The organism is Streptomyces sp. NPDC088733, from assembly GCF_044751185.1.
Classification (GTDB): domain Bacteria; phylum Actinomycetota; class Actinomycetes; order Streptomycetales; family Streptomycetaceae; genus Actinacidiphila.
On the sequence record NZ_JBIVLH010000029.1, the window covers coordinates 95,813 to 118,822 of the forward strand.

The window sequence follows — 23,010 nt, forward strand, 5'->3', positions numbered from 1 at the left end:
GCTGTAGACCCACCCATCGTAAGTGGGTCAGTCGAAGCGGGCGGCCAGCAGGACGAGGTCCTCGCTGCTGTCCTCGGCACCGCGGCCGTCGGGCAGCAGTGTGCGCAGGACGTGGTCGGCCAGCAGGGCCGGGTCCTCCCGTACGGCGCGCGGGGCGCCCGAGGCCGCGGCGTGCAGCCGTGCGACGGCCCGGTCGGTGGCGTCGCCGGTGCGGTGCAGCAGCCCGTCGGTGTAGAGCAGCAGCGTCTCGCCGGGCAGTGCCCGCAGCTCGGCGCCGGGCGCCTCCCAGCAGCTGAGCATGCCCAGCGGCGCCGACAGCGAGGTCTCCACGAACTCCACCCGGCGCTCGCCGACGACCAGCGGCGGGCAGTGCCCGGCCCCGGCCAGCGCGATCCGGCGGGCGGCGGGGTCGACGTAGGCGTACAGCGCGGTCGCCGAGCGCGCGGGCTCGGTCAGCCGCAGCAGCAGCTCCAGGTCGGACAGCACCGCGACCGGGTCCTCGCCCTCCATCACCGCGTACGCCCGCAGGGCCGCCCGCAGCCGTCCCATCGCGCCCACCGTGCCTGTGCCGGAGCCGGTGACCCCGCCGACGGACAGCCCGAGGGCGCCCTCCGGCAGTGCCATCGCGTCGTACCAGTCGCCCCCGCCATGGGGCGCCGCGACGTGGGTGACGGCCAGCCGGACCCCGGGGATCCGGGGCAGGCGGGTGGGCAGCAGTTGCGCGCGCAGGGCGGCCGTGGTGGCCCTCAGGTGGTCCAGCTCGACCAGCCGGGCCAGGTGCTCGGTGGCGTGGCGGCAGTACAGGCCGATGAGGCGGCGCAGCCGCTCGCCCGGTTCGGCGGGCTCGTCGTAGAACCACACCGCCGACCCGAGCCGCCCGGCGCTGTCCGTGGCCAGCCGCACCGCGTAGCTGGCGCCGAGGCCGAGCCGTACGGCGACCTCGCGGTGGCGCGGGTCCAGGCCCGGCTCGTGGCAGAGGTCGGGGTGGATCTCCTCGGCCGGCACGGTCCCGGGGGAGGCGGGCAGCGGGACGGTCTCCAGCGCGCCAAGCTCCGCGGGGCAGAGCCCGAGCCCGGTGACGGTGGCCGGGCCCACGGCGGCCAGCCCGCGCCGGGCGCCGGTCAAGGTGCCGCCCGCGTGCAGCACTTCGCGCAGCGCGTCCTCGACGCAGGAGGTGCGGGCGAGGCGTTCGGACAGCTCGTGCAGCGTCGTCAGGTCCTCGGCCCACGACGCCAAGCCGTCCTGCGGCGAGCCGGGTTGACCGGCCGGTTCGTCCGTCCCGGCCTGCTCGGGCAGCTGGTCCGGGTGGGATTGCTGTTCGACCGCGGGCGCGGCAGTGTGCGCGGATGTCGGAATGGGTGGGTTGATTCCGGCCACTTTCGGAAGGCCCGCCGCACTCATGGTCGCCGGCTTTCGCGACCTTTGACGCGATACGGCGGCGGCTCCGCAGAGCAGCGCATTTGTGTCAATAGCATCGCAAACCCCCAAGTCGTTCTGCGCCGCTATCAATGCATTACCTTCTACCGCCTCCTCAGGGGCGTGTCCAGGATTGCCCAGGTAGGTGCGGTGGTGTCGATGCGCCGTAAGGGTTGCACGACTATGGCTGGAAAAGGGCGCCCCGTGCCACAATTAGTTGTCGACTGGAGGGGTTCGACAGTGCGTCATATCCACAGCAGTGGGTACGTACGGGATGGGAGTTGGCGGCCTCAGGAACCCGGCGCCCGGCCCGAGCGTCTTAGACGGCGACGGCCGACCCTCCCCCCACGGCGGGGTGTTGCACAGCCAGCGGGACCGCACGCGGAGCACCACCGAAACCACGGAATCGCAGTACGCAGCACACCCTGGACGAACAAGCGCCATGTGTGCGCCACCCCCCGCCACGTTCCACGCTCGGCTCGAGACGTGATGCGCTGCCTCGTAAGCGGTGTGTTCCAGATTACGTTGTGTCATGGGCAGATCCCTGAGCGCCAACGGAAAGGAACGAGCGCGGATGCGTGAGATCCTCGGAAAGCGACGCAAGAGCAGTCCGGAGCTGCTGCGCGCGGCGCTCACCTGCGCCGAGCAGTGGCAATGGCCCGTGGTGCCCGGAGCCGGGACGGACGGGCGGGGCGGCTGCGCCTGCCTGCGCCCCGACTGCCCGGTGCCCGGCGCCCATCCGCACGACCCCGGACTCCTGGCGGCCACCCGCGACCCGCGGATGGTGCGCTGGTGGTGGTCGAACCACCCCGGTCAGCCTGTCGTCCTCGCCACCGGCGGGTCCGTCTCCGCGGTCAGCCTGCCGGCCGTCGCGGGGGCGCGGGCGCTCGGCGTGCTCGCCAAGCGGGGGGTGCGCACCGGTCCGGTGGTGGCCACCCCGACCCGCGTCGTGGTCCTGGTGGAGCCGTACTCCCTGGAGGAACTGGGGGAGTTGCTCGACCGGCACGAGTGGGTGCCGACCTCGCTGCGCTTCCACGGCCAGGGCGGCTACACGGTGCTGCCGCCGTCGCCCGTCGCGGCCGGCGGGGCGCGCTGGGAGCGGCGGCCGGTCGTGGACCCGGGGCAGCGGGCGCCGTGGCTGCCGCAGGTGCGGGTGATTGTCGACACGCTGGTGCAGGCGGGACGCACGGCACCGGACGGCAGCCGGCTCTCGTACTGAGACCCCTGCGCGATCACTCTTTCGGGTAGGAGCCGGGCCACGGGGCGGCCAACTGCCCGTGGCCCGGGGTATAGCGCCCTTTTCTCCCGCTATGTTCGGCGCATGATGCGCGCGTCGAACCTTCGGATGCTGGCCCTCGTCTGTGTCGTCGCGGCGGCCGCACTGGTCGTCCCGGCCGCCGCCGGCACGGGCTCCTTCGTCCCTGTCGAACCGGTGTCCGCCGATACCGAGGGCGGGTTGCTGTCCAGCGGTTCCGAACTGCTGGGCGGGCTCTCCAAGTCGGCCGAAACCGAACGCCAGACCGCATCCTGCGGTCCGAAGTCGGTGTCCCCGCAGGGGCTGCGGGCGCAGACCTGCACCGTCGTCGCCGAGGGCGACACATGGGCGCGCACGTACTGGGACAACACCACGGGCAAGCGGCTGGACGGCGTGCTGACCCTGCTGCTCCCCGACGGCCGTTCCGTGCAGGCACGCTGTGCCATCGACGCGGCGCTGGGCAGCGGGAGTTGCGAGACGCCGCGGGAGCGGACGGTGCCGGTGCCGGAGGGCGCGGAGCCGTACATGGCGGTGGCGGAGATCGCCGTGGAGAACGCGGAACGTCCGCTGCTGCGCAGCGGGTCCGCACAATGAAACGTCCGGTCGCTGGCGACGGGGGATGCACCAGCGACCGGACTGTTCAAACGGTAACAAGACTTCGCCCGAACGCAAATCCGGGTGCGCGGGTTCCGGCCCCTGTTTCACCCCTGAACGGGGTGGCTGTGACCAGGATCACCACGACGATCTTCACACTGTCACACTGCTGTCACTGAGTGTCAACTCAGCGTGATCTGCCGGTTCGTGAGGCCGCTGCGCGCCCGGCGCTCGTCCGCGGACAGCGGGGTGTCCAGCTCCAGCACCTCGGCCAGCCGCTCGCCGAAAGCCGCCGCCGGCTTCTCCACTTCCTCCGCGGACACGCCCACCGGCAGGTCCCACACCGGGACGACCAGACCGTGCGCCCGGAACGAGCCGACCAGCCGCGTGCCCTCGCCCAGCGACGAGACACCGGCCGCGTGCAGCCGCGCGAGCGCGTCCAGCAGCCGCTCCTCCGGGTGCGGCATGACCCAGCGAAGGTGGTTCTTCTCCGGGGTCTGGCACCAGTACGCGGCGTCCACGCCGGTCAGCCGCACGGTCGGGATCACGGCCGCGTTCGCCCGCTCCAGCGAGGCGGCGACCTCGCCGGTGGCGGCGTCCGCGTTCTCCAGCCAGAACTCGAACCCGGTGTGCACCACCGGCTCGAACGGCGCGTCCAGGTCCAGCACGTCCTGAAGCCGCGGACCGGACGGCGCCGGCCGGATCCCGTCCACCGGGTGGCCCGGCTCCGCCGTCAGCGCGCGCAGCAGCGTCTCCGCGAGGTCGCGGCTGATGTCCCCGGAGGCCGTCTCGTTCTGCAGGCCCAGCAGCACCTGGCCGGTGTCCCGGCGCAACCCGGGCCAGGCCATGGGCAGTACGGTCGCCAGCGTCACCATGGGCACGCCCTCGGGCAGCCCGTCCTTCAGCTTCAGCTCCGCCGTCGCCGCGGGCACCAGCTCGCGCAGCGCCACCCAGTCGCACTCGCCCGGCAGCCCCTCGAACGGCCGCCGCACCAGCTCCGCCACCGCGTGCGACGCCTCCCGTCCGTGGCAGGCCTTGTAGCGCCGCCCGGAACCGCAGGGGCAGGGCTCCCGGGCACCGACGACGGGGATCTCCCCGTCGGCGAGCTGCGCGGGGCGGGCGGGGGCCTTCGTCTTCGTCGGGCGCTTGTTCGCCATGGCTCGATCTCTCCCGGTAACGGCGGTGTTCCGGCCGTGAGCCTAGCGCCACGTGCCCTTCCGTCAGCGGAGGTCGCGACCGGGGCGGGGCCCGGTGCCGTGCGGCCGGAGGCCGCGGCGGGGTCGGGCCGTCGTCAGGGAAGGTCCTCGAAGGCGTCCGCGAATCCGACCGGGATGTCGATCTGCGGCGCCAGGCCGTCGCGCCGCGCGTGCCGGCTGCGCACCGCGAGCATCGCCCAGACCGTGACCTCGCCGGGCGCGTCCCGCACCCCCCAGCGCAGCGACAGACTGCGGACGATGCCCAGTCCCCGGCCGCCGCGCGCGGTGAGCGAGGGACTGGCCGGAAGCGGGCGGGTCGGACCGCCGCCGTCGGTCACCTCGACCGTCAGCAGCCCGTCCTCGTCGATGCGCCACGCGGCGCGGATACCGCTGCCGCCGGCCGCCGAGGACTCGTCCTCGCCCAGCGGACGGGCGTGCCGGCAGGAGTTGCTGAGCAACTCCGAGAGGATCAGCACCGCGTCGTCGACGACCGGCTCCGGAACCTCGTACGCACACAGTTCCTTGCGCAGCCTGCGCCGCGCCTCAGCGACACCCGTCGGACCATGCGGCAGGGCCATGGTCGAGGACGTCGGCACCTCCTGGGCCACCACCAACGCCACCCCCGAGACCTCCTTCACCCCACGCCACCGGATGGATGCCCTCTCGTTTCACGCCGGAAACCGGCCAACAGCGATCTCTTGGTGCACAGACAGCGATCGAACGGGCACCGAACGCGCCGGTGCGCGCCGAGTTCCGGAACCCGTGAGGACCCGAACGGAGCGGTGCGCTCCACCGCCCTTGCCTAGCGGCCGAGTTGGGCCAGCACCTGCTTGGGGCGATTGGTGATGACGGCCTCGACGCCGAGCCGCGCGCACAGTTCGACGTCCTCCGGCTCGTTGACCGTCCACACGTGCACGCGGTGCCCGGCCCGGTGCAGCCGCTCCACGTATCCCGGATGCGACCGCAGGATGCGGATGCTCGGCCCGGCGATCCCCACCCCCGCCGGCAGCCGGCCGTCGCGGTGCCGGGGCAGTACGTACTGCATGAGGAAGACGGTCGGCAGCTCGGGCGCGGCCAGCCGGACCCGGCGCAGCGAACGCGAGGAGAAGCTCATCACCCGCACGCGCGGCGGCTCGTCCGCCGGCGGGCGCAGCATGCCGAAACGGTCCAGCAGGTGCAGCAGCCGGTCCTCGACCTGGCCCGCCCAGCGGGTCGGGTGCTTGGTCTCCACCGCGAGCTCGATCCGCCGGCCGGTGTCCGCGATCAGCTCCAGCAGCCGCTCCAGGGTCAGCACCCGGCTCGCCTCGTCCTGGTCGGCGTCGAAGCGGTCCGGCACCTCGGCGTCGGTGTGCTGCCCCTTCCACGACCCGAAGTCCAGCGCCCGCAGATCGGCGAGCTCCATGGCCGAAACGGCGCCCCGGCCATTGGAGGTGCGGTTCACCCGGCGGTCGTGGACGCAGACCAGCACGCCGTCGGCGGTGAGACGCACATCGCACTCCAGGGCGTCCGCGCCGTCCTCGATCGCCTTCCGGTACGCGGCGAGTGTGTGCTCCGGGACGTCCTCGGAGGCACCGCGGTGGGCGACGACCTGGATCGCGCGGTCTTGGGTCACCGGGCTATCGTGCCATCCGCCCGGTCGTACCACGGACGCCGCTCGCGACTGTTTACGGTGGTCTGACAACCGGTGGGCAAAGCTGGCCCCATCCTGTCGGCCGTCGTACGTCTCCGTGACCGCAACCGTACGCACGGCATACAACGCATATCCCGGAGGAGATACAGCCGTGAGCACCGAGAACGAGGTCGGTCCGGTCCCGGCAACGCAGCCGGCGCAGCCGCCCGTCGACGCTGAGCCCGCCGCTCCCGCTGCACCTCCCGCGCCGCCGCAGGCCGCGCCCGCGGCGCCTGCCGTGGCCGAGGCGCCCGACGCTCCTCCCGCCGACGCGGCGCCGACCCCGGCGCCGACCCCGGCTGCGGCCCCGGCCCCGGACGCGAAGCCCGCCGACGCGGCTCCGGCCGAGGCCGCCGCGCCCCCCGTGCAGCCCCCGGCGCCGCAGCCTGCGGCCGCGCCGCACGTAGCCCCGCACCACGCGGCCCCGCATGCCCCGGCGCCGCACCACCACGCCGCCCCGCCGCACGCCGCCGCGCACCACGCGGCTCCGCACGCCGGTCCGTACGCCGCGCACCCGGCCGCGCCGCCCGCGGTTCCGCCGACCCAGCCCTTCGGCGCGCCCGCGGGTCCGGGCGGCCCCGGCGGCCCGGTCTGGGGCGCGCCCGTGCCGGCAGCCCCCGAGACGCCGCGCAAGCGCGGCAACGGCGGGCTGATCGCGGCCGTCCTCGTCGCCGCGCTGGTCGCCGGCGGCATCGGCGGCGGCATCGGCTTCTGGGCCGCCGACCGCAACGACAGCGGGTCCACCACGATCTCCGTCGCGGGCAACCCCAAGGACCTCAGCCGGGCCGCCGACTCCGTCGCCGGCATCGCCCGGCAGTCCCTTCCCAGCGTCGTCACCATCGAGGCCTCCGGCAGCCAGGAGAGCGGCACCGGCACCGGCTTCGTGTACGACAAGGAAGGCCACATCCTCACCAACAACCACGTGGTCGCCCCCGCGGCCGACGGCGGCAAGCTCACCGCCACGTTCTCCAACGGCAAGAAGTACGACGCCGAGGTCGTCGGCCGCGCCCAGGGCTACGACGTCGCCGTCATCAAGCTCACGGGGGTCAGCCCCGACCAGCTCACCCCGCTCGCCGTCGGCGACTCCGAGAAGGTCGCGGTCGGCGACTCCACCATCGCCATCGGCGCCCCGTTCGGCCTCTCCGGCACCGTCACCACCGGCATCGTCAGCGCGCTGCACCGCCCCATCGCCTCCAGCGACGGCGAAGGCTCCAACGCGTCCTACATGAGCGCCATACAGACCGACGCCTCCATCAACCCCGGCAACTCCGGCGGCCCCCTCCTCAACTCCGAGGGCGCCGTCATCGGCATCAACTCCGCGATCCAGTCGACCGGCAGCAGCGACGGCACCTCCCAGGCGGGCAGCGTCGGCCTCGGCTTCGCGATCCCGATCGACCAGGCCCGCCGCGTCGCCGAGGACCTGATCAAGACCGGCCAGCCGATCTACCCGGTCATCGGCGTGAGCGTCGACTCCAGCTACAACGGCGAGGGCGCCAAGATCGCCACCGGCCCCAGCGCGGTCACCGCGGGCGGCCCCGCCGAGAAGGCCGGGCTGCGCTCCGGCGACATCATCACCAAGTTCGACGACACGGTGGTCGACTCCTCCCCCACCCTCATCGGCGAGATCTGGCAGCACCAGCCGGGCGAGAAGGTCGACGTCACCTACACCCGCGACGGCCAGACCCGCACCGCCACCCTCACCCTCGGCGAGCGCAAGGGCGACAGCACCAGCTGACCCGACCCGTTAGGCTGTCCCCGCGCCAACGCCCCCTCCGGGGCACGCGGCGCGGGGAGAGTTGCCCGAGCGGCCTAAGGGAACGGTCTTGAAAACCGTCGTGGCAGCGATGTCACCGTGGGTTCAAATCCCACACTCTCCGCCCAGGTCAGCGTAGGTGCTGGTCAGAGGGGGTGCCTCCGTCACGGAGGCACCCCCTCTGGCGTTCACCTTGTCTCACCCCGGATCGGTCGTATCTCGGTTTTGACCAGGGCGTATGGCCAACCTGCGGCCAGGATTCACGGTGTCGGACGGTCGTCCTGGTGCTGCTCAGCGAACCCCTTGTCGATCAGCTCGTTCATGCGTTCTTCCTCGCCGTCCAGCACCTTCGCGTAGTAGCGCTGGAGTACAGCGATGCTTTGTCCAGCACGCCGTGCCGTCTCGGCGAGGCTGACGCCGGAGCGCAGCCAGAAGGACACGCACGCATGCCGCAGGTCGTACGGGATGAGTGCGAGCGGCGAGGCCACCTGAGCCGGTGTGAGGGCGCGTGTGCGTGCCTCTTTCCAGACGGCGCCGTACTCCTGTGACCGGACGGGCCCACCTCGGACGGCGCGGAACAGCCGGCCATCGTTGCCCGTACCGAACTGCTCGATATGCCGGCGTAGCAGTGCGACCAGGACTGGCGGGATCGGCACCCGGCGCACGGTTCGCCGAGAGCGATGCTTGAGTCCACGTTCTTCGTAGGGCTTCCCGTCGTCGGTCCAGCCCGAGCCGACTTGTGGGCGGGCGCCGGCCAGGTCCAACCGGCCCCACCCCTGCTGGGGGAGCGTGCACTGTTCAACGCTGAGCACGGAGACTTCCTCGGGCCGCATGGCGGCGTAGTACATGCACCCGAAGAACGCGGCCAGGTGATCACCGCGGTGTCCTTGCACTCGGACGGCGTTGAGCAGCGCGTTCGCCTGGGCAGGCGTGGCCACGCTTCGTTCGTCCAGTTCCTCTACGGGCTTCGGGAGCTCCCAGTGCACGCGGTTTAGGGGGTTGCTTGGTAGCAGTTCCTTTTCAACGGCCAGTCGTAGGCAGTTGCTCAAGACGGCGCGGCGTCGGCGAATCGTGTTCGGTGCGGCCGGCGTACCGTCCTTTTTCTTGGCCAGCTCATCGAGGACCAGGCGCATGCGCTTGGCACTGTCGAGATCGACCACGGCGGGCGTGTACTTTTCCACCCACGCCAGAGCCTGCGCCTCCGTCTCCGGGGGCGTCTCATCTCGCCTGCCCGCGTTGAACGCCCACTGGTAGAGCGCACGTCGCAGCAGCTCCATCTCCGGGCGGCCCTTCCTGTTTGGGCACAGGGCGAGGGTTGCGACGGTGAGGCTTTCAGCGATACTCGCGCGGTGTTTGGCTGCTGCCTTGGGCCACTTCATGGCGGCGTGGTCCCGGGCGTGTGTGTACCAGGAGACGCGGTTGCGCTGCCGAATCTCGGAGACGGGAAGTCCGGTCTCGGTGTCGAACGCTTCCCCGCTCCGGGCCGCTGTCATTAGTTCCGCGCGCCGCGCGTCGGCGAGCGTCTTCGTGAGGAATGGCTCTTGGTGAACCTTGCCGTCCACGGTCCAGCGGAGCTGGAAGGGCGCGCTCTTGCTGGCTCGCCGGCGGATGCTCCACACGCGAACGTCGTAGCTGTGCATTTGCTCTCCTCCATGAACTGAGGGGGCCCGCCACATGGTGGGCCCCCTTAAGGCAGGTGCTTTTCCTCAGGCGGCGTACTGCTCGCAGGACTCCAGCCAGGAATCGAGGTCCTGGCGGCGTACGCGAAGTTGACCGTTGGGGAGCTTGATCAGGCGGGGACCCTGGCCGCGGGCCCGCATCCGGTAGAAGGCGGCTCGGCTCATGCCGACCTCGGTCAGCACCTCGGGGAGTTTGAGCATCTGGGGGCGCGCCATCCTGCGACTCCTGTCGAAGTTGGGTTCTGCCTTGCTTCCAGGGATCCGCCACGTCCGCCACGCCGCCACATCGCAGGTCAGAGCCTTGATCATGTGGCGGATAGTGGTTTTGTGGCGGATAGGTGCCGCCACATCGAGCAGGTGTGGTGGCACCTACAGGGCCGGGTCGGTCAGCCGGCGACGGTGGGCTGTGTGGCGGTTTCTGCGGGCGTGTGGCGGATGCCGGGGGCGGTATCCGCCACGGATTCACCCCTCATGACCTGGGGTGTGGCGGCGTGGCGGACGTGGCGGATTCTCCGAGGGAGGGAGGGCAGTACCGCGTCCAGGCGTCCGTGAGGTCTTCTGCGTAGTAGCCCTTGGGGAAGCCGGACGGGGTGCGAATGCCGCGCGGCTTGATGGGTTTGTTGGCGGGGGTGACGTACTGACCGAGCAGCCGGGCCAGGGTGCGGGCGTTGATCGGCTTGTCGTCCAGGTCGCCCCATGGCGCGTCGTCCATGCGGAGCAGGCATTCGATGACCGCTGAGGTCGGCATCCGGTCGATGCCGCAGAACACCTTGTCGCGCAGGTCGATGAGCAGCCGGACACCGAGGGAGGCTTCGTCGTTGTCGTGGGCTGCGCTGATGAGTTCGAGGCAGGCTTCCCGGGCCCGCTTGGGCCAGTGACCTCCGGCGGCGTCCGCGACGGCGAGCAGGGGTTCCCACACGTCGGCGGGTCGGTCGGTGACGCCGTCAGGCATGTCGGGCCAGGCGCCGGCGACCCGGTCTCGGACGGAGTCGGCCCACTTGGCGAGGCGGTCGCGCAGGGCGTGGCCCTGCTTCTCGTGGACGCGCTGGCGGTAGGGCTCGACCTTCTCGTTCGGGGCGCGCTTGCGCATGCGGATGATGACGGAGCGGGTCAGCACGGTGTCGGGCAGCGAGCCGAGTCCGGCCATGGCGACCGCGCAGTACGAGTTGAAGACCTGCGCGTTTTGGTTGGAGCCCTCTCCGACACAGCGCAGGGCGCCGCCGATGCGCCGGTATCCGGCGTTGAGGAAGCCCCGCAGGGCCTCATCGGCGCCCGCTTTGGGGCCGAAGATGGTGTCCACCTCATCGAACAGCACGGTGGGCAGACCCGCGGCGGAGTCGACCAGCCGGTACAGGGCGTTTGCGGAGGCGGACACGGTGGCGACCGGGCGGGGCGTGAGGAGTTCCACGATCTCCAGCGCGCGGGACTTCCCGGACCCCGGTTCGGGGGACAGGAAAGCGATCCTGGGTGTGGTCTCGAAGCAGTCGATCAGATGGGCGTGGGCGTCCCAGAGGGCGACCGCGACGTATGCGGACTCGGTGGGGAAGACGTTGAAGCGTCGGTGGAAGGCTTCCACCTCGTTGAGTAGGGCCGCGCCGTCGGTCATGGGGAGGGTCCTCCGGTCGGTTTGCTGCGGGTCAGGGAGAAGTGCTGACAGGACGCCTTCGGCGGCGACCTTCGGCGCGCTACTCGCCGCGGGCGCGTGGGCCGGCGTGGCGGGGCCGAGGTGGCCGGGGGCGGGGATGCTCTTCAGTGGGGAGTGGGTGTGGGTGGTCATGCCGTGTCCCGGCGCCGCGGGTTGTGGGCGATGGACCAGTTGAGGGCGCTGCGCAGGGTGGAGCGGCACTGTGACGCCGGCAGTCCGGCCGCCTCGCCCGCTTCCTGAAGAGCCTGCTCAACCACACTGCGGGGGAGGTCGCCCCACGCGACGAACCGCCCCACGGCGCGGGCGGCCCGGAACAACGCCGCCTCCCGTGAGCCGTGTTGGGCCGTTGCGACGTTCCGCGTCTCGTTGGCGAGCGCGATGTCAGCGTATCGGCGGGATTGCCCCGCTACGGCCACCGAAGGGGCCTGTGCGGGCTTGGGGGCCGGTTCCAGGATGCTTTGCAGCCATCGGGGTAGCGGGACGGCCACAGGGCCGCCTACGGCCTCATACGGTCCGGCGGGGGTCGTGGAGCTGGCGGCGACGACGTATCCGCCCCATGCCCGGGTGTCGACCAACGGGCCCACGGTGCCGGCAGTGTTGGTCAGGCGGATGCCGGGCGGGGCGGTGAAGTACAGGTGCTGTCCGCCGCTCGCGGTCCGGGTCCGATAGGTGTCGGGGACGGCCTGTCCGGCGCGCTCGCAGAGCGCCCCGAAGGTCGTCGCGCCGGAAGGCGCGTCCGCGCTGCTGTTGTCCTTGGGCATGTCGAGGTCGACTACCAGCAGCCCGGAGGGGCCGGTGGCGATGCCGACGTTGAACGGCCCTTGGGACCAGGTGGCGCGGATGCGGTCCGGGTCGGTGGTGGCGCGCTGCTCCCACTTCCGGTGTCCTTCTGCGCATGGCCCGGTGCGGGGGCAGGTGGCTTCCCCGTGCAGGGCCGGGCGCTTGGTGCCGGGGCGGAGGGGGAAGACGTGCCAGCCGCGTTCGGCGGCGCTTAATGCTGCCGTCAGCAGCGCGGATCGTGCGTCGTGGGTCATGCTGAATGTCTCCAGTTCTCTTGCTGGGTGCTGGAATCGGGGCGGGCCGCGGTCTTTGGCGAGAGGCGGCCCGCTCTGGTGTGTCGCTCAGTCGTCGGTGTCGACGGGGACCAGGCCACCGCTGATGAGGGCTGCGGCGGTGTCGGTGTCGAACCCTTGGGCTTCCAACGCGAGCCGGGTACGGCGGGCTTGGGCCCGTTGGCCCTGGCGCTTGCCGATGGCTTTGGCAGCCCTGTCGCGGCGGCGCTGCTCGGTGGGGCGTTCGGCCCACGCGCTGTAGCAGTCCGGGTGAGCGGGCCAGCCCTGCGCGCCGTGGGAGCGGTGCGTGGTGGGCTTCCCGCAGTGCTGACAGGGCTGCTCGCGCCGGGCGGGGCAGTGGTCCTGATGGCTTCCGTGTTCGGCCACCAGTCGGGACACGGCGAGGTGTCCGGATGCAGTGCGGTGCAGTCCGCACCGACACCACCATTCGGCCTGCGCAGGTTCCGCGGGCCGCACCCAATTGGCGGTGCTGGCCGGGGCGGACACCCACAGTCCAGGGCGTTCGGGGGTGGGGCGGTGGCTGCTCACCGGGGCCCCTGCCCGTTACCCGTGGAAGTGGTTGCGCTTGAAGACGGCCTTGTGAATGTTGACCGTGGTCCCGGTCTCGCCCTTGTCGCTGCGGAGGACCTGGGCGGCGATGAAGCCACCGAAGATGACCGCGGCCAGGATGATGAGCTGATGGACCAGCGCGGCGAGTGCGGCGATGAACGTCGTCAGCAGGACCAGCCCGCCGCACACCGCGGCGAAGCCGACACCGCCCAACGCGATGTTCACCGCGGTCCGTGACACGGCCGGCAGCGGCTCGGTGGTCGTCGGTAGTGGTGCGGGGGTGAGGGTGTAGCCGGTGACGACGCGGCCGTCGGGCAGGACGACGCTCGCCACGGTGGTGTTCGGCTGGACCGGTATCAGCGGCGCCGCGTACGGCTGCACGGGGACGACCGGCACGGGCTGGTGGATGGTGACGGCCTGCTCGACGGGCGCAGGCACGCTGCTGTCGGGGAACATGCGGAATCCCTTCTCGGCATGGCGCAGGGAGGCTGAGGCACCCCCTGGTGGGGTGCCTCTGGAGGGGGTGTTGGGGGTACTGAACTGGGGTCCTCCCTGCCTCCCTGATGGATCATCTGGGCTGGTCAGGGGCAGGGAGGCGGGTCAGGGAGGGGGTCAGGGAGTTCTCCCTGCCTCCCTGACCCGCGCCGGGTGCGGCTCCCTCTACTCGCCGGCGGAAGCGGAACCGTCCGTGTCGCGGTTGGCGAGGGCGCGGGCGAGGCGGTCACGGCCGATGACCATGCGGCCGTCGGACTTGTACGGCTCGGCACCGGTCCCGTCCAGGACGCGCTTGAGGTCGATGAACGACCAGCCGCCGTAGGCGTCCGCGTTCAGCGCCGCCAGCCGCTTGAGCACGTCCTGGGTGAGCACCCGCGACGCGTCCCCGACCACGCCGGCGATGTCCACGAGCGGGTCACGGTCCTGCCCGCGCTCGATGACGTGCAGCGTGGTTACCCCGTCGCGCAGGGCCTTGGCCCGGGTGGCGATGGCCTCAGCGTCGTCGGTGCTGATGTAGTGCGTCCGGACCGTGATGGACGACTGTCCCTTGGGGATCTCGATCCCGTCGGACGCGACGACCAGCGTTCCCTTGTCCAGCCCCGGGCGCAGCAGGTTCGGGGCGGCGCCGCCGTCGACGGCCTTGTCCCCCAGCGCCATACGGGCCTGCGACTCGGTGCCCAGCGCCAGCGACGCTCGCGTGTGCGCACCCTCGCGCACCAGCTTGGGGAGGTTCTGGTCGGTGGGGTCCTGCGTGCCCTGCCACAGCAGCACGTTCACCGCCCGACCCTGGTTGTGGATCTTCCGTGCCGCCATGAAGTACCGGCTGGTGGAGCTGGACCCGCCATACGGGCGCTTGTCCTCGTCCTTGACCGGGCACATGAACGCGACCTGCGCCTCGTCCACGATGACGATCAGCGGCGGGAACGCCGTGCCGGGAGGCGCCTGGATGCGGCGGTTCATCTCCTCCACCGCGTCCTCGACCATCTCGGTGACCTGGATGACGTGGTCATCGGTCGGCCCCTGGATCAGCCGGGAGGCGAGCCCGTCGAACATGGCCCAGTCCCCGACGCCCTTGAGGTCGCCCATCCAGAACTCCACCGACCGATCCAGCGCCAGCCACAGGGCGAGCGCCCGCAGAGCGGCGGTCTTGCCCTGGTTCGACAGGCCCGTGATGAGCAGGTGACGCTGATACACGCTCAAGCCCGCCGCATCACCGCGCAGGTCCTGACCCCACGGGGCCCGACCCTTGGCGTAGTCCGCGGTCAGCGTCTCGTCCGTGACCAGCGGCGACGGGCCGATCGGCTCATCCAAAGCGCCGGAGTCCGCGACCCACAGCCGCACCGTACGAGCAGCCTGAGGGATGGTGATGAACACCTCGTGCTCGTGCCGGGACAGGTTCTCCGCCAGCTTGCGCCGCTTGCCCTGGACCTCGTTGGTGGAGACCCCCGACGGGAGCGTCACGTCGACCTCGACACCGCAGCCGGCGATCCGGATCGGCCCCAACATCGATGCCCCGGCGTCGCCCATCTCCTTGATGGCGTTCCGCAGCGCGGGCACCCCGAGGTCGCGCAGGGCCTTGACCACGATCGACGGGGTGATCGGCTCCCCCTCACCCGACCTGATGTTGGCGGGCATGGCCCACTGGGGTGCAGCCTGTTGCTTGCTGCCGACAGCCCACAGGGCGAGCAGCAGCAGAAACGGGCCGATGTGGACCAGCGGTCCCCAGACCACCGTGACAATGGTGATCATCAGTTGGATGAAGTTGATCACGGCCATGATCGGGGTGACGACCTCGGTCACGTCCTTCGTCGCGATGGCCATCACCACTCCGAGGGCGATCAGACCACCGATGCCGACCCCGGTCCCGACCAGGACGCCCTTGGCGGCGACGACGGGCGAGCGCAGCAGATCCATCCTGCGGCGGTGCCGCGCTTCCCGGAAGCGCTGCCCGCGCTCCTCCCACTCCGCCGCGACCTCGTAGTTCCCGGCCGCTTCGGCGGCCCGCAGCAGCCGCTCATAGCGGGCCGTGGTCCGTGAATCCCAGGTCCGACGGACCACGATCCGCGTCCCGCCCAGCACATACATCCCGTGCCGGACCACCGCCCGGGCCACGGTCTTGGTGCGCTCGTGAGTCGCCGCCGTCTTCACGGCGTGTCCGGTGCGGACCCAACGCCGGGTCACGCGCGGTCGGTCGACGGCCTGTATGGGCTTTGAGTCGACCGCGGGCGCGGTGTCGTCGGGTTGCTTGAACAGTCGAACGACGTTGTCACTCATGCTTCGGGGTCTCCAGACTGCCCCGCTCCCGGGGCACGCAAAGGGCTGCTCGATCGGTGCTCCGGGTCATGCGGCAGTGCGGATGAGCTGGGCGGCGAGGCGTTCGGCGGCGTACGCCTCGTCTTCCTCGTCACGCGTCTTGCGGGAGTGCTCGCGGTTGGCCCACCAGCCGGCCGGCTCGATGCCGAACGCGCCCCGCAGGTGCCGGACGTGGCGTTCGCGGACGCCGCGCCGGCTGTACTGCATGGCGTGCGTCAGCTCGTGCACGAGCGTGAGCGCCACGTGCTCCGTTGTGCGGTGCGTTTCGGCGTTGACCAGCAGCAACACCCCACCGCCCGGGGTCGCTATCGCCCGTCCGGCCGCGTCGCGGGCCTGCCGGTTCGTCTGCCGGAGGTGCTTGTCGCGGGTGCGTTGGTCGACGTAGCCGGCCAGCGCGATTTCCGCGTCGGTGGCCAGCTCAGCCATGCCCCGGGCGTTGGTGACGACGATCTCCACCCGGGGCATCCGCCCCGGCACCTCCCGGCCGACCAACTTCACGGCGGCCGGGGCGAGGCGCTTGGTGTCGCGGATGATGTCACGGTGTCCGAACAACTTGAACGTGCTGATCGTGGGCTTCACGTCTCTCCGTTCATCACCGCAGCTCAGGCGGCAGATTCGGTGTCGGGGTACGCGCAGGGCACACACATGCCGAGTGAGGCGGGGATGACGTAGCCCGCATCGACACGGCATGAAGGACAGGTACGGCGGGCCGTCATCGCCGCGGCGAGCGCGGCCCGCTTCCCGGGGGTCATCGGGCGCACGGGCTTGGCCCGGTCGACGCGGTAGAGGTAGGCGACCAGCACCCCGGACTTCCTCCGGCGGGCCTGTCGCATGAGCTGAGCGGCGACCGGCTGACCACCCGGGCGTAAGCCACGGGCCCGCAGTTGCCGGCGGGTGGCGTAGCCGTCGGGGGCGAGGCGCCACGGGAAGGTCGGTATCCCCCACGTGGCGCCGGACGGGTCGTAGCACTTGCCGAACGCCGGCGACATCAGGCAACAACCTCAGAGGCGTCATCCTGACGAGAATCGGTAGCGGCGTCGCCAGGGCTGTCGGCGCGCTCAGCCCGCAGGGTCTCCCGCAGGACACGGGCCTTGGCGGGCGAGGTACGCACCTCGCGACGGATGCCCTCCGCCGTCAGGTCCTCGATCGGCCAGCCGGCGGTCGCCTCGCGTGCCTCGATCAGCAACTCATCAGCGGTGCGGACCGGTCGGGGCGTCCGGGCCACATCAGGGACTCGACCGGTCGCCCCACGGGGCCGGGTCGACTCGGCAGCAGCCACCGCGACCGGGGCCGACTCGATCGACTGAACCGGCTCCACCACGGCGGGCGGGGTCGGGGCGGGAAGCTCGACCGCGACCGGCGCCGGAACAGGCTCCGGCGGGGTCGACTCTTCCAGGTCAGCCGTAGACCGATTCATCTCGGTCTCGGTCGATTCCTCGGCATTCGTGTGCGGAGTCGACTGGTGGTGCAGCACCTTGGCCACCAGGTCCGAGCCGAAGTAGATCGACCCGACCGGAAGCGAGGTTGCCAGCAGCACCAGGGCCCAGTTCGCCGGGTCCCAGTCGGCCAGTCGACCCCAGTCGACCGACCCGCCGTGCAGCTCAGGCACCAGCCCGTGCACGTAGTTCAGCAGCAGCGAAGCGATGGTGTACGTGGCCAGGACCCGCAGCGCGAACTTCCGGTCCCGGTCGGTCAGGACCAGGGTGGCGATCAGGGCCAGGGCCATCAGGCCGTCGACCACGAACGGATACAGCGTCGCCGCGGTCGCGTCCGCGCCGATCGTGGTCGCCACGTCCCGCAGGGCGTTCCACGAGACCCGGAAGGCCATGCCGACAACGCCGACCAGGGCCAGCACCAGGGCCGCGCGGCCCTTGCGTTTGAGGTTCATGCGGCACCGCCCGTCCGGCCCGCGGGGCCGTTGGCCAGCGTGCGCCGGGCGGCGAGCACCCGCCGGCGGGCCCGGCGCAGCCGACGGGCGTCCACCTCGGTGGGGGTGCGGTCCAGCGTCATGATCTGTGCGTCCAGCAGCTCGACTTCCGCCAGGACGACGGGCATCTCACGCACGATCGCGGAAAGCTCGGCGTCCGACGGTTCACCATCGGACGCGATGCCGGTAACAACCGGCTGAAGTGCAGCGATGTACTCCATGGGTCGTAGTTCCTCTCAGGCAAGTACGGCCCGAACAGCACCCCCGGAGCTGCAACTCCGGGGGTGCGCGCCGTAGAGCAGGAAGATCCGGCTCCCCTCAGCGCTGCTCGTACGAGACGAGCAGCGGAGGCAACCGGCCGCAGCAGCAGAGCCGCGGAGAGGTTGAACGTGCATGTCGCTGTCTCCTTCGGGAGCGCGCTCCCGTTGTAGGCGTATGGAGACGAGACCTTTCGGTCTAAGCCCTCCGGTTGACCAGGGGTCCGGGTCCCTCGGCCCGCTCTATCCCGGGCCCCTTCGTCGCGCGCTACCTGTGAAGACACAGGGATGCCCGAGACGCTGTAGTCATTGTCCGTACAATGGCTACAGTCAGGATGTTGGCAGAGGGGTGGGTCATCCGCAAGGGCATTGGCCGCATTGACTGGACAATGCAGTCAGCTAGCGGCTTCCATGGGGGCATGACAGTGACCAGGCTCGGGCGAAACCCGATGTACCAGCAGATCGCGGACGCGCTGCGGGCGCAGATCACGTCCGGGAAGCTCGAACCAGACGCGAAACTTCCGACGGAAGCCGAGCTGCGCGACCACTACGCCGTATCACGGGAGACCGTGCGCAAGGCGCTCGCTCAACTCGTCAACGAGGGGCTGATCGTGTCGGCTCGTCCACAGGGTCACTTTGTCCGCCGGCGGCGGCCGATGGTGTTCCGACCTCAGGGGGAGTTCCGGAAGCGTCCGTACTCGCCAGAGATGGACGCCTTCATGATCGAATACTCGGCGGAGGGCCGGGAACCGAGACAAGACATCGAGGTCGCCATCGTGGAGCCGCCTGAGGACGTGGCTAAGCGGCTTCGGCTGGAGCCGGGCGAACTTGTCGCGGTGCGCAAGCGGGTGCGCTACCTCGATGGCGAGCCGTTCAACGTGAACGACAGCTATTTCCCTCTTGTCATCGTGCGGGACTCGGAAATCATGCGCCCGGAGAACATCACCCGCGGTGCGAACGAAGTGCTGGCTGAACTCGGGTACCCGCAGGTGCGGGCATTGGACGAGTTGTACGTCCGGATGCCCACTCCGGAGCAGGCGAACCGCCTGGATCTAGGTCCTGGAACGCCGGTAGGAGTCCACGTCACCACCGGGTTCACTACTGAAGGGCAGCCTGTACGTGTTGCTGTAACCGTGCTTCCGGGAGATCGACACGTCATCTCCTACGAGCGGCAGCGCGAGGCACCAAGCGAGGAAGCATGACGAACCTGCAAATCCGTCCCGGCCGCCCCGATGAACTCGCCACCGTAGAGGCATTGTTGCGTGAAGCGTCAGCGTGGCTCGCTTCGCGGAACATCGACCAGTGGCAGTTCCCACCCCATCGTGACCGCATCACGGCGGCACTCGAACTAGGGTCTTGCTTCCTGGCATTTACGGATGGTCAGCCAGTAGCGACGGTACAGGTGGACGACTTTGCCGATCCGGAATTTTGGACTATTGATGACGCCCCTGGTGACGCCTTGTACGTGCACCGTATGGCGGTTCGCAGAACCGTAGCCGGGAAGGGCGTTGGCGCAGAGCTGCTCGACTGGGCTGCGGAGTACGCGACAACCCGTGGCAAGTCATGGCTCAGACTTGATGCATGGAAGGACAACGAAGCGCTGCACAATTATTACAGATCCACGGGGTTCACGCTCGTGCGCATCGTAGATCTACCACATCGGAGATCGGGTGCCCTGTTTCAGCGTCGAGCCGCATAAATGGCGCACCCTTGGTGAGTCCGAAACGTTCGCAGCCCCGGAAGTTAGGGGACGGATCCCCGCGGGACCACCCATTCTCCCCTTTGCCCTGTGTGCTCAATGATGCGGTCGAAGTCGGAATCATAGTGGAGAAGAGTGAGACCGTACCGCTGAGCAACAGCAGCAATAAGGAGATCCGGCACCTTAGGACCTCGATGTTGCGACTTAGCGGCCAGCTCACGCTGCACACTGAGTGCCTGCTGCCAATCATCTTCGTCCGTATTGAGGTACTTGAAAGCCGCAGCGCGCATCGATCGGAGCCGTTCATAATCGGCGGGGTTCTGCGCCGAGTACAGCGCCTCTATGTCCAGCGCCCCACAGGTCGCCACTACGCCCCCACGAATCAGTGGTTCAAGGCGTGCGGCAACAGTGGAATTCTTGTAGCGATTCATGGCGCTGTTGTCCACCATGAACAACGGATCTAGTGCCACGCGTCGTCCCGCAGCCTTTCAAGTTCCACAGGGTCCCGCGAAGCCATAAATTCCAGAAAGTCATCGACTAGCTTCTGACGGGCGACCTCACGCAACGCAGCGTTGACTGTGTCGCGACGGTTAGTGGTTCCGAGCACGCGTTGAGCCTCATTGAGCGCCGTCTCATCGACGTCCTCTACGCTTTGTCCCATTGCCCTTCCTCCGCGGCTTTCCGTTGGTCTCCATGCTACGCTTCGAGCAGGTTTGACACAATCCGCCATGCAGAATAAAAGTCCCAATGCGAAGAACTAGTGGCTCAAGATTTTCATGCACGGTGCGACAATAATCGCACGTAAAGTCCTCCTGGTCGCTAATAGGGGAATTCCCTCTGGCGATTTCAAGATTATGATATTCCCAGCACTCATTGCAGTTCCAGGAAGTGGCCCCTAGGAGTAGGTTCCAGGTTTGCGCCGGGTCCATCCGCAAGTGATCGCATTGCTCGATCACCTCTTCGAGTTGCCGATCCAGCAATCGACGACCCCAAGCTTCGAATCTCTTGCTCCGGATCATTCGGCGTACCGGGATTTTCTCTTCCACCCGCAGGCGCGTTGCTCTACTAGCAGCTTCTAGAACTGCACCAACCGAGGCAGAAGCGCGCTCCTCTCTGGCGCGCCGAAGTTGCGGGATAACGTTCTCATCCGAGGCAGGGCAGTTACGTCGATGGGGGATGATGCCAGCCGCGGCGTCAATTCCATCGAGGCGCCCAAACGGGTCCACATCAAGCGAGGCATTGCATTCTTCGCAAGTACCCGAGAAAACTGCATCTCGCCGTACACGTAGAGCATATTCAAGCTCAGGCGGCGCGCCAGGCGGTATTGACGGCAACACGAATAGTGCTGAACCCAGGTTCCATACTTCATCACCGGTCGGCATGATGTATTGAAATTTCGGCTCATCACCCTTGGCATACGCTTCAGCCAGGGCAGCCTTCAGCTCGGACATCCCCATGGGTATCTCTCACGCCCCCTACGTGCAGACGCACCAGTCTGCCAGGCGCTGGCCTCAACGTGAAGGACTCCAGGGCCGGTTGACCCCACCGAGACAAGATCGAACAGGCTCCCGCGAGTCTGACCGCTAGCGGCGGGGGTGCGCGCCCCCGCCGCAACGTGCTCGCTACGCGCAACGACCGACATCAGCGTGTGCGCACACGGGTCGTCAGGGGCTTGCCGGTGCCCAAGTGTCCCCAGGGCAAGGCGCCGGATCCTACTCCGGCCGCGGTGAGGCGCCCGCCTACGGATCAGGTGGCGGGCATCAGTTCTGCCGACTGTTGAGACGGCAAGCCTGCCAAGCCGGACCTTCTCAGCCACTCCTCGTACCGCCAGCGCAGGGCGTCGGCGTGTGGGCGCTTCCGGAGGTCCCGCAGATGGGGTGTCGTGATGCGCAGGTCCTCAAGGGTTGGACCGCCTGGCACGGTGACGACGTCGAGTGTGTCCGGGTGGAATGCGAAGAGGTGCGCGTCGTAGGCGCGGTGGAGTGCGGCGTTGAGGGGGATGCCGTTGCGGGGATCGTTTGTGCCGTCCTCGCTGACCGGGCGGAGATGTGCGGCGTCGAGCATCTCGCGCACGGCGATGCCTGTCAGGGGGCAACGCGGCAGGTAGCGCTGGAAGACACGAAGCTTGAAGCGCGGCTGACCAGGGCGCTCCGTTACGTCTCGGCGGCTTCGCCGGGTTTCGCTCCCCGTAAGGACAAAAGGTTCGTCGTCTGAGTGATCCTGATTGAGCACCCGCTCAGGGGGCGCCTCTTCGTATGAGAGTAGGAACGTACTGCTCTCGTCGTCCCATCCTTCGACCCAGGCGAGGCGAGCGATACGCCACTCAGATCGTGGCGTCGGCTTTGCTGAAGTGAAGATCGGCAACCGGAGGTCGGCTGCGGCCTTCATAGCGTTGATCTCAGAGTCATCGCGACCACCACGCCGGGCTGTCTGCGGGTACCGGTAGAGCGCCCCGTCCTCGGTGAAATCGTCCGAGTAGTGGGCACCGGTATGGAGGATGCCAACAGCAACTCCGCCGGCGTGGATGGCCCCGGTTCTGGCTACGTCTACCCAGACGCCCTGTCCGCCGCCGTAGGCGCCGTACTCGCGCAGTGCCCGTGCGGGAACCCTGCTCAGATCGGGGTTCGTTGCTCGGAGGTGGGCCCACACGGCGAGACGCCAGGCGCGCTCCCCCTCGACAGACTTCGGTCGGCCGTCAACGATGTCGAAGCCGAGACGCGCGAGCGGGCGATTTGTGTCGCGTCCGCCGCTGATGACGCGAACGGGCCGGGCCCCATGTGCGCGCTCATAGGCGACGTTGAGAATGGCCTTGGCGTCGTACAGCTTCTCGTCGTGCTGCACGTAGAACTGGACTGCTTGGTCGAAATCATGGTCGGCGAGGAAGGCATCCCGCCCCATTTCGTTGTACTCGTTCAGCGCCCTCAGTACCGCTTCACGGCCGATCTCACCCCTGGTCATGGCGGAAGCATAGGCGGCACCGCCGACAGCGCTGCCGTGCTTTTTGAGGGCCCTTCGTTGTCCTGGTCTTTGTTCAGTGCGTGGATGGACGATGCCGTTCGCCCCTGTGCGGGCACACCCCTTGACGTGCGGTACGAACGGCTACGTACGCCGCCGACCAGGGGCGCGGACACTTGGAAAGCGTGTGGGCAGGTCGCCAGCCGGGCCTTGGCCTGCCTCTGGCGAGTGCCGTCGGGAGCTCTGTGGCCAACCTGCGGCCAAGCCGACACCCTTAGTGCCCCGATGGTCGAGTTCGCCGCAGGTCAGGCTGCTGGCCGGTCGGGAAAGCGTGCGGTCTTGAAAACCGTCGTGGCAGCGATGTCACCGTGGGTTCAAATCCCACACTCTCCGCCCATGGACAGCCCCCGACCAGCGGTTCTGGTCGGGGGCTCGTTGCTTGTCGGCGACGGCTGAAAAGTGGACCGGTAGCGACGCTTGAAAGTTGACCCCCTTCAGGGGTCTGGCTCGTTGAGTCAGGCCGGGAGGAGTGGTG

Annotated in this window: 21 protein-coding genes, 1 tRNA gene and 2 pseudogenes; 6 read left to right on the forward strand and 18 right to left on the reverse strand. The window is 69.4% G+C overall.

All coding sequences use genetic code 11. The features are described from left to right. Positions 1 to 27: 27 nt before the first annotated feature. Positions 28 to 1,401, reverse strand: coding sequence for a PP2C family protein-serine/threonine phosphatase (locus ACIP64_RS35760; protein ID WP_401595373.1), 1,374 nt, complete (start codon positions 1,399 to 1,401; stop codon positions 28 to 30). A 589-nt stretch (positions 1,402 to 1,990) separates the two neighbouring features. On the opposite strand from ACIP64_RS35760, the gene ACIP64_RS35765 reads away from it, so the two are divergent. Both ACIP64_RS35765 and ACIP64_RS35770 read left to right on the forward strand, forming a co-directional pair. Further along, complete coding sequence (locus ACIP64_RS35765) at positions 1,991 to 2,635, forward strand: bifunctional DNA primase/polymerase (protein ID WP_401595376.1); 645 nt, start codon at positions 1,991 to 1,993, stop codon at positions 2,633 to 2,635. 102 nt (positions 2,636 to 2,737) lie between these two features. Further along, on the forward strand, positions 2,738 to 3,265 hold the full coding sequence (locus ACIP64_RS35770) for a hypothetical protein (protein WP_401595379.1): 528 nt from the start codon (positions 2,738 to 2,740) through the stop codon (positions 3,263 to 3,265). 182 nt (positions 3,266 to 3,447) lie between these two features. On the opposite strand, the gene ACIP64_RS35775 is transcribed toward ACIP64_RS35770, so the two are convergent. The 3 genes from ACIP64_RS35775 to ACIP64_RS35785 form a co-directional block, all read right to left on the reverse strand. Then, entirely contained in the window at positions 3,448 to 4,422 is a 975-nt protein-coding gene (locus ACIP64_RS35775) for a DUF5926 family protein (protein ID WP_401595382.1), read from the reverse strand. Positions 4,423 to 4,556: 134 nt separating this feature from the next. Continuing rightward, a complete protein-coding gene (locus ACIP64_RS35780; RefSeq protein ID WP_401595385.1) occupies positions 4,557 to 5,081 on the reverse strand; it encodes an ATP-binding protein in 525 nt (174 codons plus the stop codon). Positions 5,082 to 5,263: 182 nt separating this feature from the next. Beyond that, complete coding sequence (locus tag ACIP64_RS35785; RefSeq protein ID WP_360904286.1) at positions 5,264 to 6,073, reverse strand: glycerophosphodiester phosphodiesterase; 810 nt, start codon at positions 6,071 to 6,073, stop codon at positions 5,264 to 5,266. Between the two features lie 169 nt (positions 6,074 to 6,242). On the opposite strand from ACIP64_RS35785, the gene ACIP64_RS35790 reads away from it, so the two are divergent. Continuing rightward, a complete protein-coding gene (locus tag ACIP64_RS35790; protein ID WP_401595388.1) occupies positions 6,243 to 7,865 on the forward strand; it encodes a S1C family serine protease in 1,623 nt (540 codons plus the stop codon). Between the two features lie 55 nt (positions 7,866 to 7,920). Then, positions 7,921 to 8,007, forward strand: a tRNA-Ser gene (locus ACIP64_RS35795). A gap of 136 nt (positions 8,008 to 8,143) precedes the next feature. On the opposite strand, the gene ACIP64_RS35800 is transcribed toward ACIP64_RS35795, so the two are convergent. The 11 genes and pseudogenes from ACIP64_RS35800 to ACIP64_RS35850 all read right to left on the reverse strand — a co-directional run bounded on the left by ACIP64_RS35800 (position 8,144) and on the right by ACIP64_RS35850 (position 17,785). Further along, positions 8,144 to 9,523 carry a tyrosine-type recombinase/integrase gene (locus tag ACIP64_RS35800; protein ID WP_401595390.1) on the reverse strand — a complete coding sequence of 460 codons (1,380 nt, stop codon included), beginning with the start codon at positions 9,521 to 9,523 and terminating at the stop codon, positions 8,144 to 8,146. Between the two features lie 66 nt (positions 9,524 to 9,589). Beyond that, positions 9,590 to 9,778 carry a helix-turn-helix transcriptional regulator gene (locus tag ACIP64_RS35805; protein WP_401595392.1) on the reverse strand — a complete coding sequence of 63 codons (189 nt, stop codon included), beginning with the start codon at positions 9,776 to 9,778 and terminating at the stop codon, positions 9,590 to 9,592. A 170-nt stretch (positions 9,779 to 9,948) separates the two neighbouring features. Beyond that, positions 9,949 to 11,168: pseudogene (locus tag ACIP64_RS35810) on the reverse strand (DUF3631 domain-containing protein). A gap of 167 nt (positions 11,169 to 11,335) precedes the next feature. Beyond that, a complete protein-coding gene (locus ACIP64_RS35815; RefSeq protein WP_401595394.1) occupies positions 11,336 to 12,241 on the reverse strand; it encodes a bifunctional DNA primase/polymerase in 906 nt (301 codons plus the stop codon). Positions 12,242 to 12,328: 87 nt separating this feature from the next. Continuing rightward, positions 12,329 to 12,658, reverse strand: coding sequence for a hypothetical protein (locus ACIP64_RS35820; RefSeq protein WP_401595397.1), 330 nt, complete (start codon positions 12,656 to 12,658; stop codon positions 12,329 to 12,331). A 165-nt stretch (positions 12,659 to 12,823) separates the two neighbouring features. Continuing rightward, a complete protein-coding gene (locus ACIP64_RS35825; RefSeq protein ID WP_401595400.1) occupies positions 12,824 to 13,285 on the reverse strand; it encodes a hypothetical protein in 462 nt (153 codons plus the stop codon). Positions 13,286 to 13,489: 204 nt separating this feature from the next. Continuing rightward, positions 13,490 to 15,598 (reverse strand): ATP-binding protein, encoded by a 2,109-nt coding sequence (locus ACIP64_RS35830; protein ID WP_401595403.1) that lies wholly within the window; start codon positions 15,596 to 15,598, stop codon positions 13,490 to 13,492. A 66-nt stretch (positions 15,599 to 15,664) separates the two neighbouring features. Then, positions 15,665 to 16,216, reverse strand: coding sequence for a hypothetical protein (locus tag ACIP64_RS35835; protein ID WP_401595405.1), 552 nt, complete (start codon positions 16,214 to 16,216; stop codon positions 15,665 to 15,667). A 23-nt stretch (positions 16,217 to 16,239) separates the two neighbouring features. Beyond that, a complete protein-coding gene (locus ACIP64_RS35840) occupies positions 16,240 to 16,626 on the reverse strand; it encodes an RRQRL motif-containing zinc-binding protein (protein ID WP_401595407.1) in 387 nt (128 codons plus the stop codon). Positions 16,627 to 16,676: 50 nt separating this feature from the next. Then, a pseudogene (locus tag ACIP64_RS35845) lies at positions 16,677 to 17,525 on the reverse strand (DUF2637 domain-containing protein); the annotation flags it as partial. Continuing rightward, positions 17,522 to 17,785: a DUF6284 family protein gene (locus ACIP64_RS35850; RefSeq protein WP_401595410.1), complete on the reverse strand. Its 264-nt coding sequence runs from the start codon at positions 17,783 to 17,785 to the stop codon at positions 17,522 to 17,524. The gene ACIP64_RS35850 and the pseudogene ACIP64_RS35845, both read right to left, overlap by 4 nt. Positions 17,786 to 18,240: 455 nt before the next feature. Here ACIP64_RS35850 and ACIP64_RS35855 point away from each other — a divergent pair, with 455 nt between their 5' ends. Together ACIP64_RS35855 and ACIP64_RS35860 are read left to right on the forward strand one after the other, a co-directional pair. Then, positions 18,241 to 19,023 (forward strand): GntR family transcriptional regulator, encoded by a 783-nt coding sequence (locus tag ACIP64_RS35855; protein ID WP_401595413.1) that lies wholly within the window; start codon positions 18,241 to 18,243, stop codon positions 19,021 to 19,023. Next, positions 19,020 to 19,520, forward strand: a complete 501-nt coding sequence (locus tag ACIP64_RS35860) for a GNAT family N-acetyltransferase (RefSeq protein ID WP_401595415.1) — start codon at positions 19,020 to 19,022, stop codon at positions 19,518 to 19,520. The genes ACIP64_RS35855 and ACIP64_RS35860 overlap by 4 nt, the downstream gene beginning before the upstream one ends. A 44-nt stretch (positions 19,521 to 19,564) precedes the next feature. Here ACIP64_RS35860 and ACIP64_RS35865 read toward each other — a convergent pair whose 3' ends face one another. The 3 genes from ACIP64_RS35865 to ACIP64_RS35875 form a co-directional block, all read right to left on the reverse strand. Continuing rightward, a complete protein-coding gene (locus ACIP64_RS35865) occupies positions 19,565 to 19,969 on the reverse strand; it encodes a PIN domain nuclease (protein WP_401595418.1) in 405 nt (134 codons plus the stop codon). A gap of 183 nt (positions 19,970 to 20,152) precedes the next feature. After that, positions 20,153 to 20,971: a hypothetical protein gene (locus ACIP64_RS35870; RefSeq protein ID WP_401595421.1), complete on the reverse strand. Its 819-nt coding sequence runs from the start codon at positions 20,969 to 20,971 to the stop codon at positions 20,153 to 20,155. 295 nt (positions 20,972 to 21,266) lie between these two features. Continuing rightward, positions 21,267 to 22,478 (reverse strand): HNH endonuclease, encoded by a 1,212-nt coding sequence (locus ACIP64_RS35875; protein ID WP_401595423.1) that lies wholly within the window; start codon positions 22,476 to 22,478, stop codon positions 21,267 to 21,269. Between the last annotated feature and the right edge of the window lie 532 nt (positions 22,479 to 23,010).

Coding starts and splice junctions, on each gene's coding strand:
- ACIP64_RS35760 (WP_401595373.1), bottom strand. CDS start 1,401: ATGAGTGCGGCGGGCCTTCCGAAAGTGGCCGGAATCAACCCACCCATT.
- ACIP64_RS35765 (WP_401595376.1), top strand. CDS start 1,991: ATGCGTGAGATCCTCGGAAAGCGACGCAAGAGCAGTCCGGAGCTGCTG.
- ACIP64_RS35770 (WP_401595379.1), top strand. CDS start 2,738: ATGATGCGCGCGTCGAACCTTCGGATGCTGGCCCTCGTCTGTGTCGTC.
- ACIP64_RS35775 (WP_401595382.1), bottom strand. CDS start 4,422: ATGGCGAACAAGCGCCCGACGAAGACGAAGGCCCCCGCCCGCCCCGCG.
- ACIP64_RS35800 (WP_401595390.1), bottom strand. CDS start 9,523: ATGCACAGCTACGACGTTCGCGTGTGGAGCATCCGCCGGCGAGCCAGC.
- ACIP64_RS35805 (WP_401595392.1), bottom strand. CDS start 9,778: ATGGCGCGCCCCCAGATGCTCAAACTCCCCGAGGTGCTGACCGAGGTC.
- ACIP64_RS35815 (WP_401595394.1), bottom strand. CDS start 12,241: ATGACCCACGACGCACGATCCGCGCTGCTGACGGCAGCATTAAGCGCC.
- ACIP64_RS35825 (WP_401595400.1), bottom strand. CDS start 13,285: ATGTTCCCCGACAGCAGCGTGCCTGCGCCCGTCGAGCAGGCCGTCACC.
- ACIP64_RS35830 (WP_401595403.1), bottom strand. CDS start 15,598: ATGAGTGACAACGTCGTTCGACTGTTCAAGCAACCCGACGACACCGCG.
- ACIP64_RS35840 (WP_401595407.1), bottom strand. CDS start 16,626: ATGTCGCCGGCGTTCGGCAAGTGCTACGACCCGTCCGGCGCCACGTGG.
- ACIP64_RS35850 (WP_401595410.1), bottom strand. CDS start 17,785: ATGGAGTACATCGCTGCACTTCAGCCGGTTGTTACCGGCATCGCGTCC.
- ACIP64_RS35855 (WP_401595413.1), top strand. CDS start 18,241: ATGACAGTGACCAGGCTCGGGCGAAACCCGATGTACCAGCAGATCGCG.
- ACIP64_RS35860 (WP_401595415.1), top strand. CDS start 19,020: ATGACGAACCTGCAAATCCGTCCCGGCCGCCCCGATGAACTCGCCACC.
- ACIP64_RS35865 (WP_401595418.1), bottom strand. CDS start 19,969: ATGGTGGACAACAGCGCCATGAATCGCTACAAGAATTCCACTGTTGCC.
- ACIP64_RS35870 (WP_401595421.1), bottom strand. CDS start 20,971: ATGTCCGAGCTGAAGGCTGCCCTGGCTGAAGCGTATGCCAAGGGTGAT.
- ACIP64_RS35875 (WP_401595423.1), bottom strand. CDS start 22,478: ATGACCAGGGGTGAGATCGGCCGTGAAGCGGTACTGAGGGCGCTGAAC.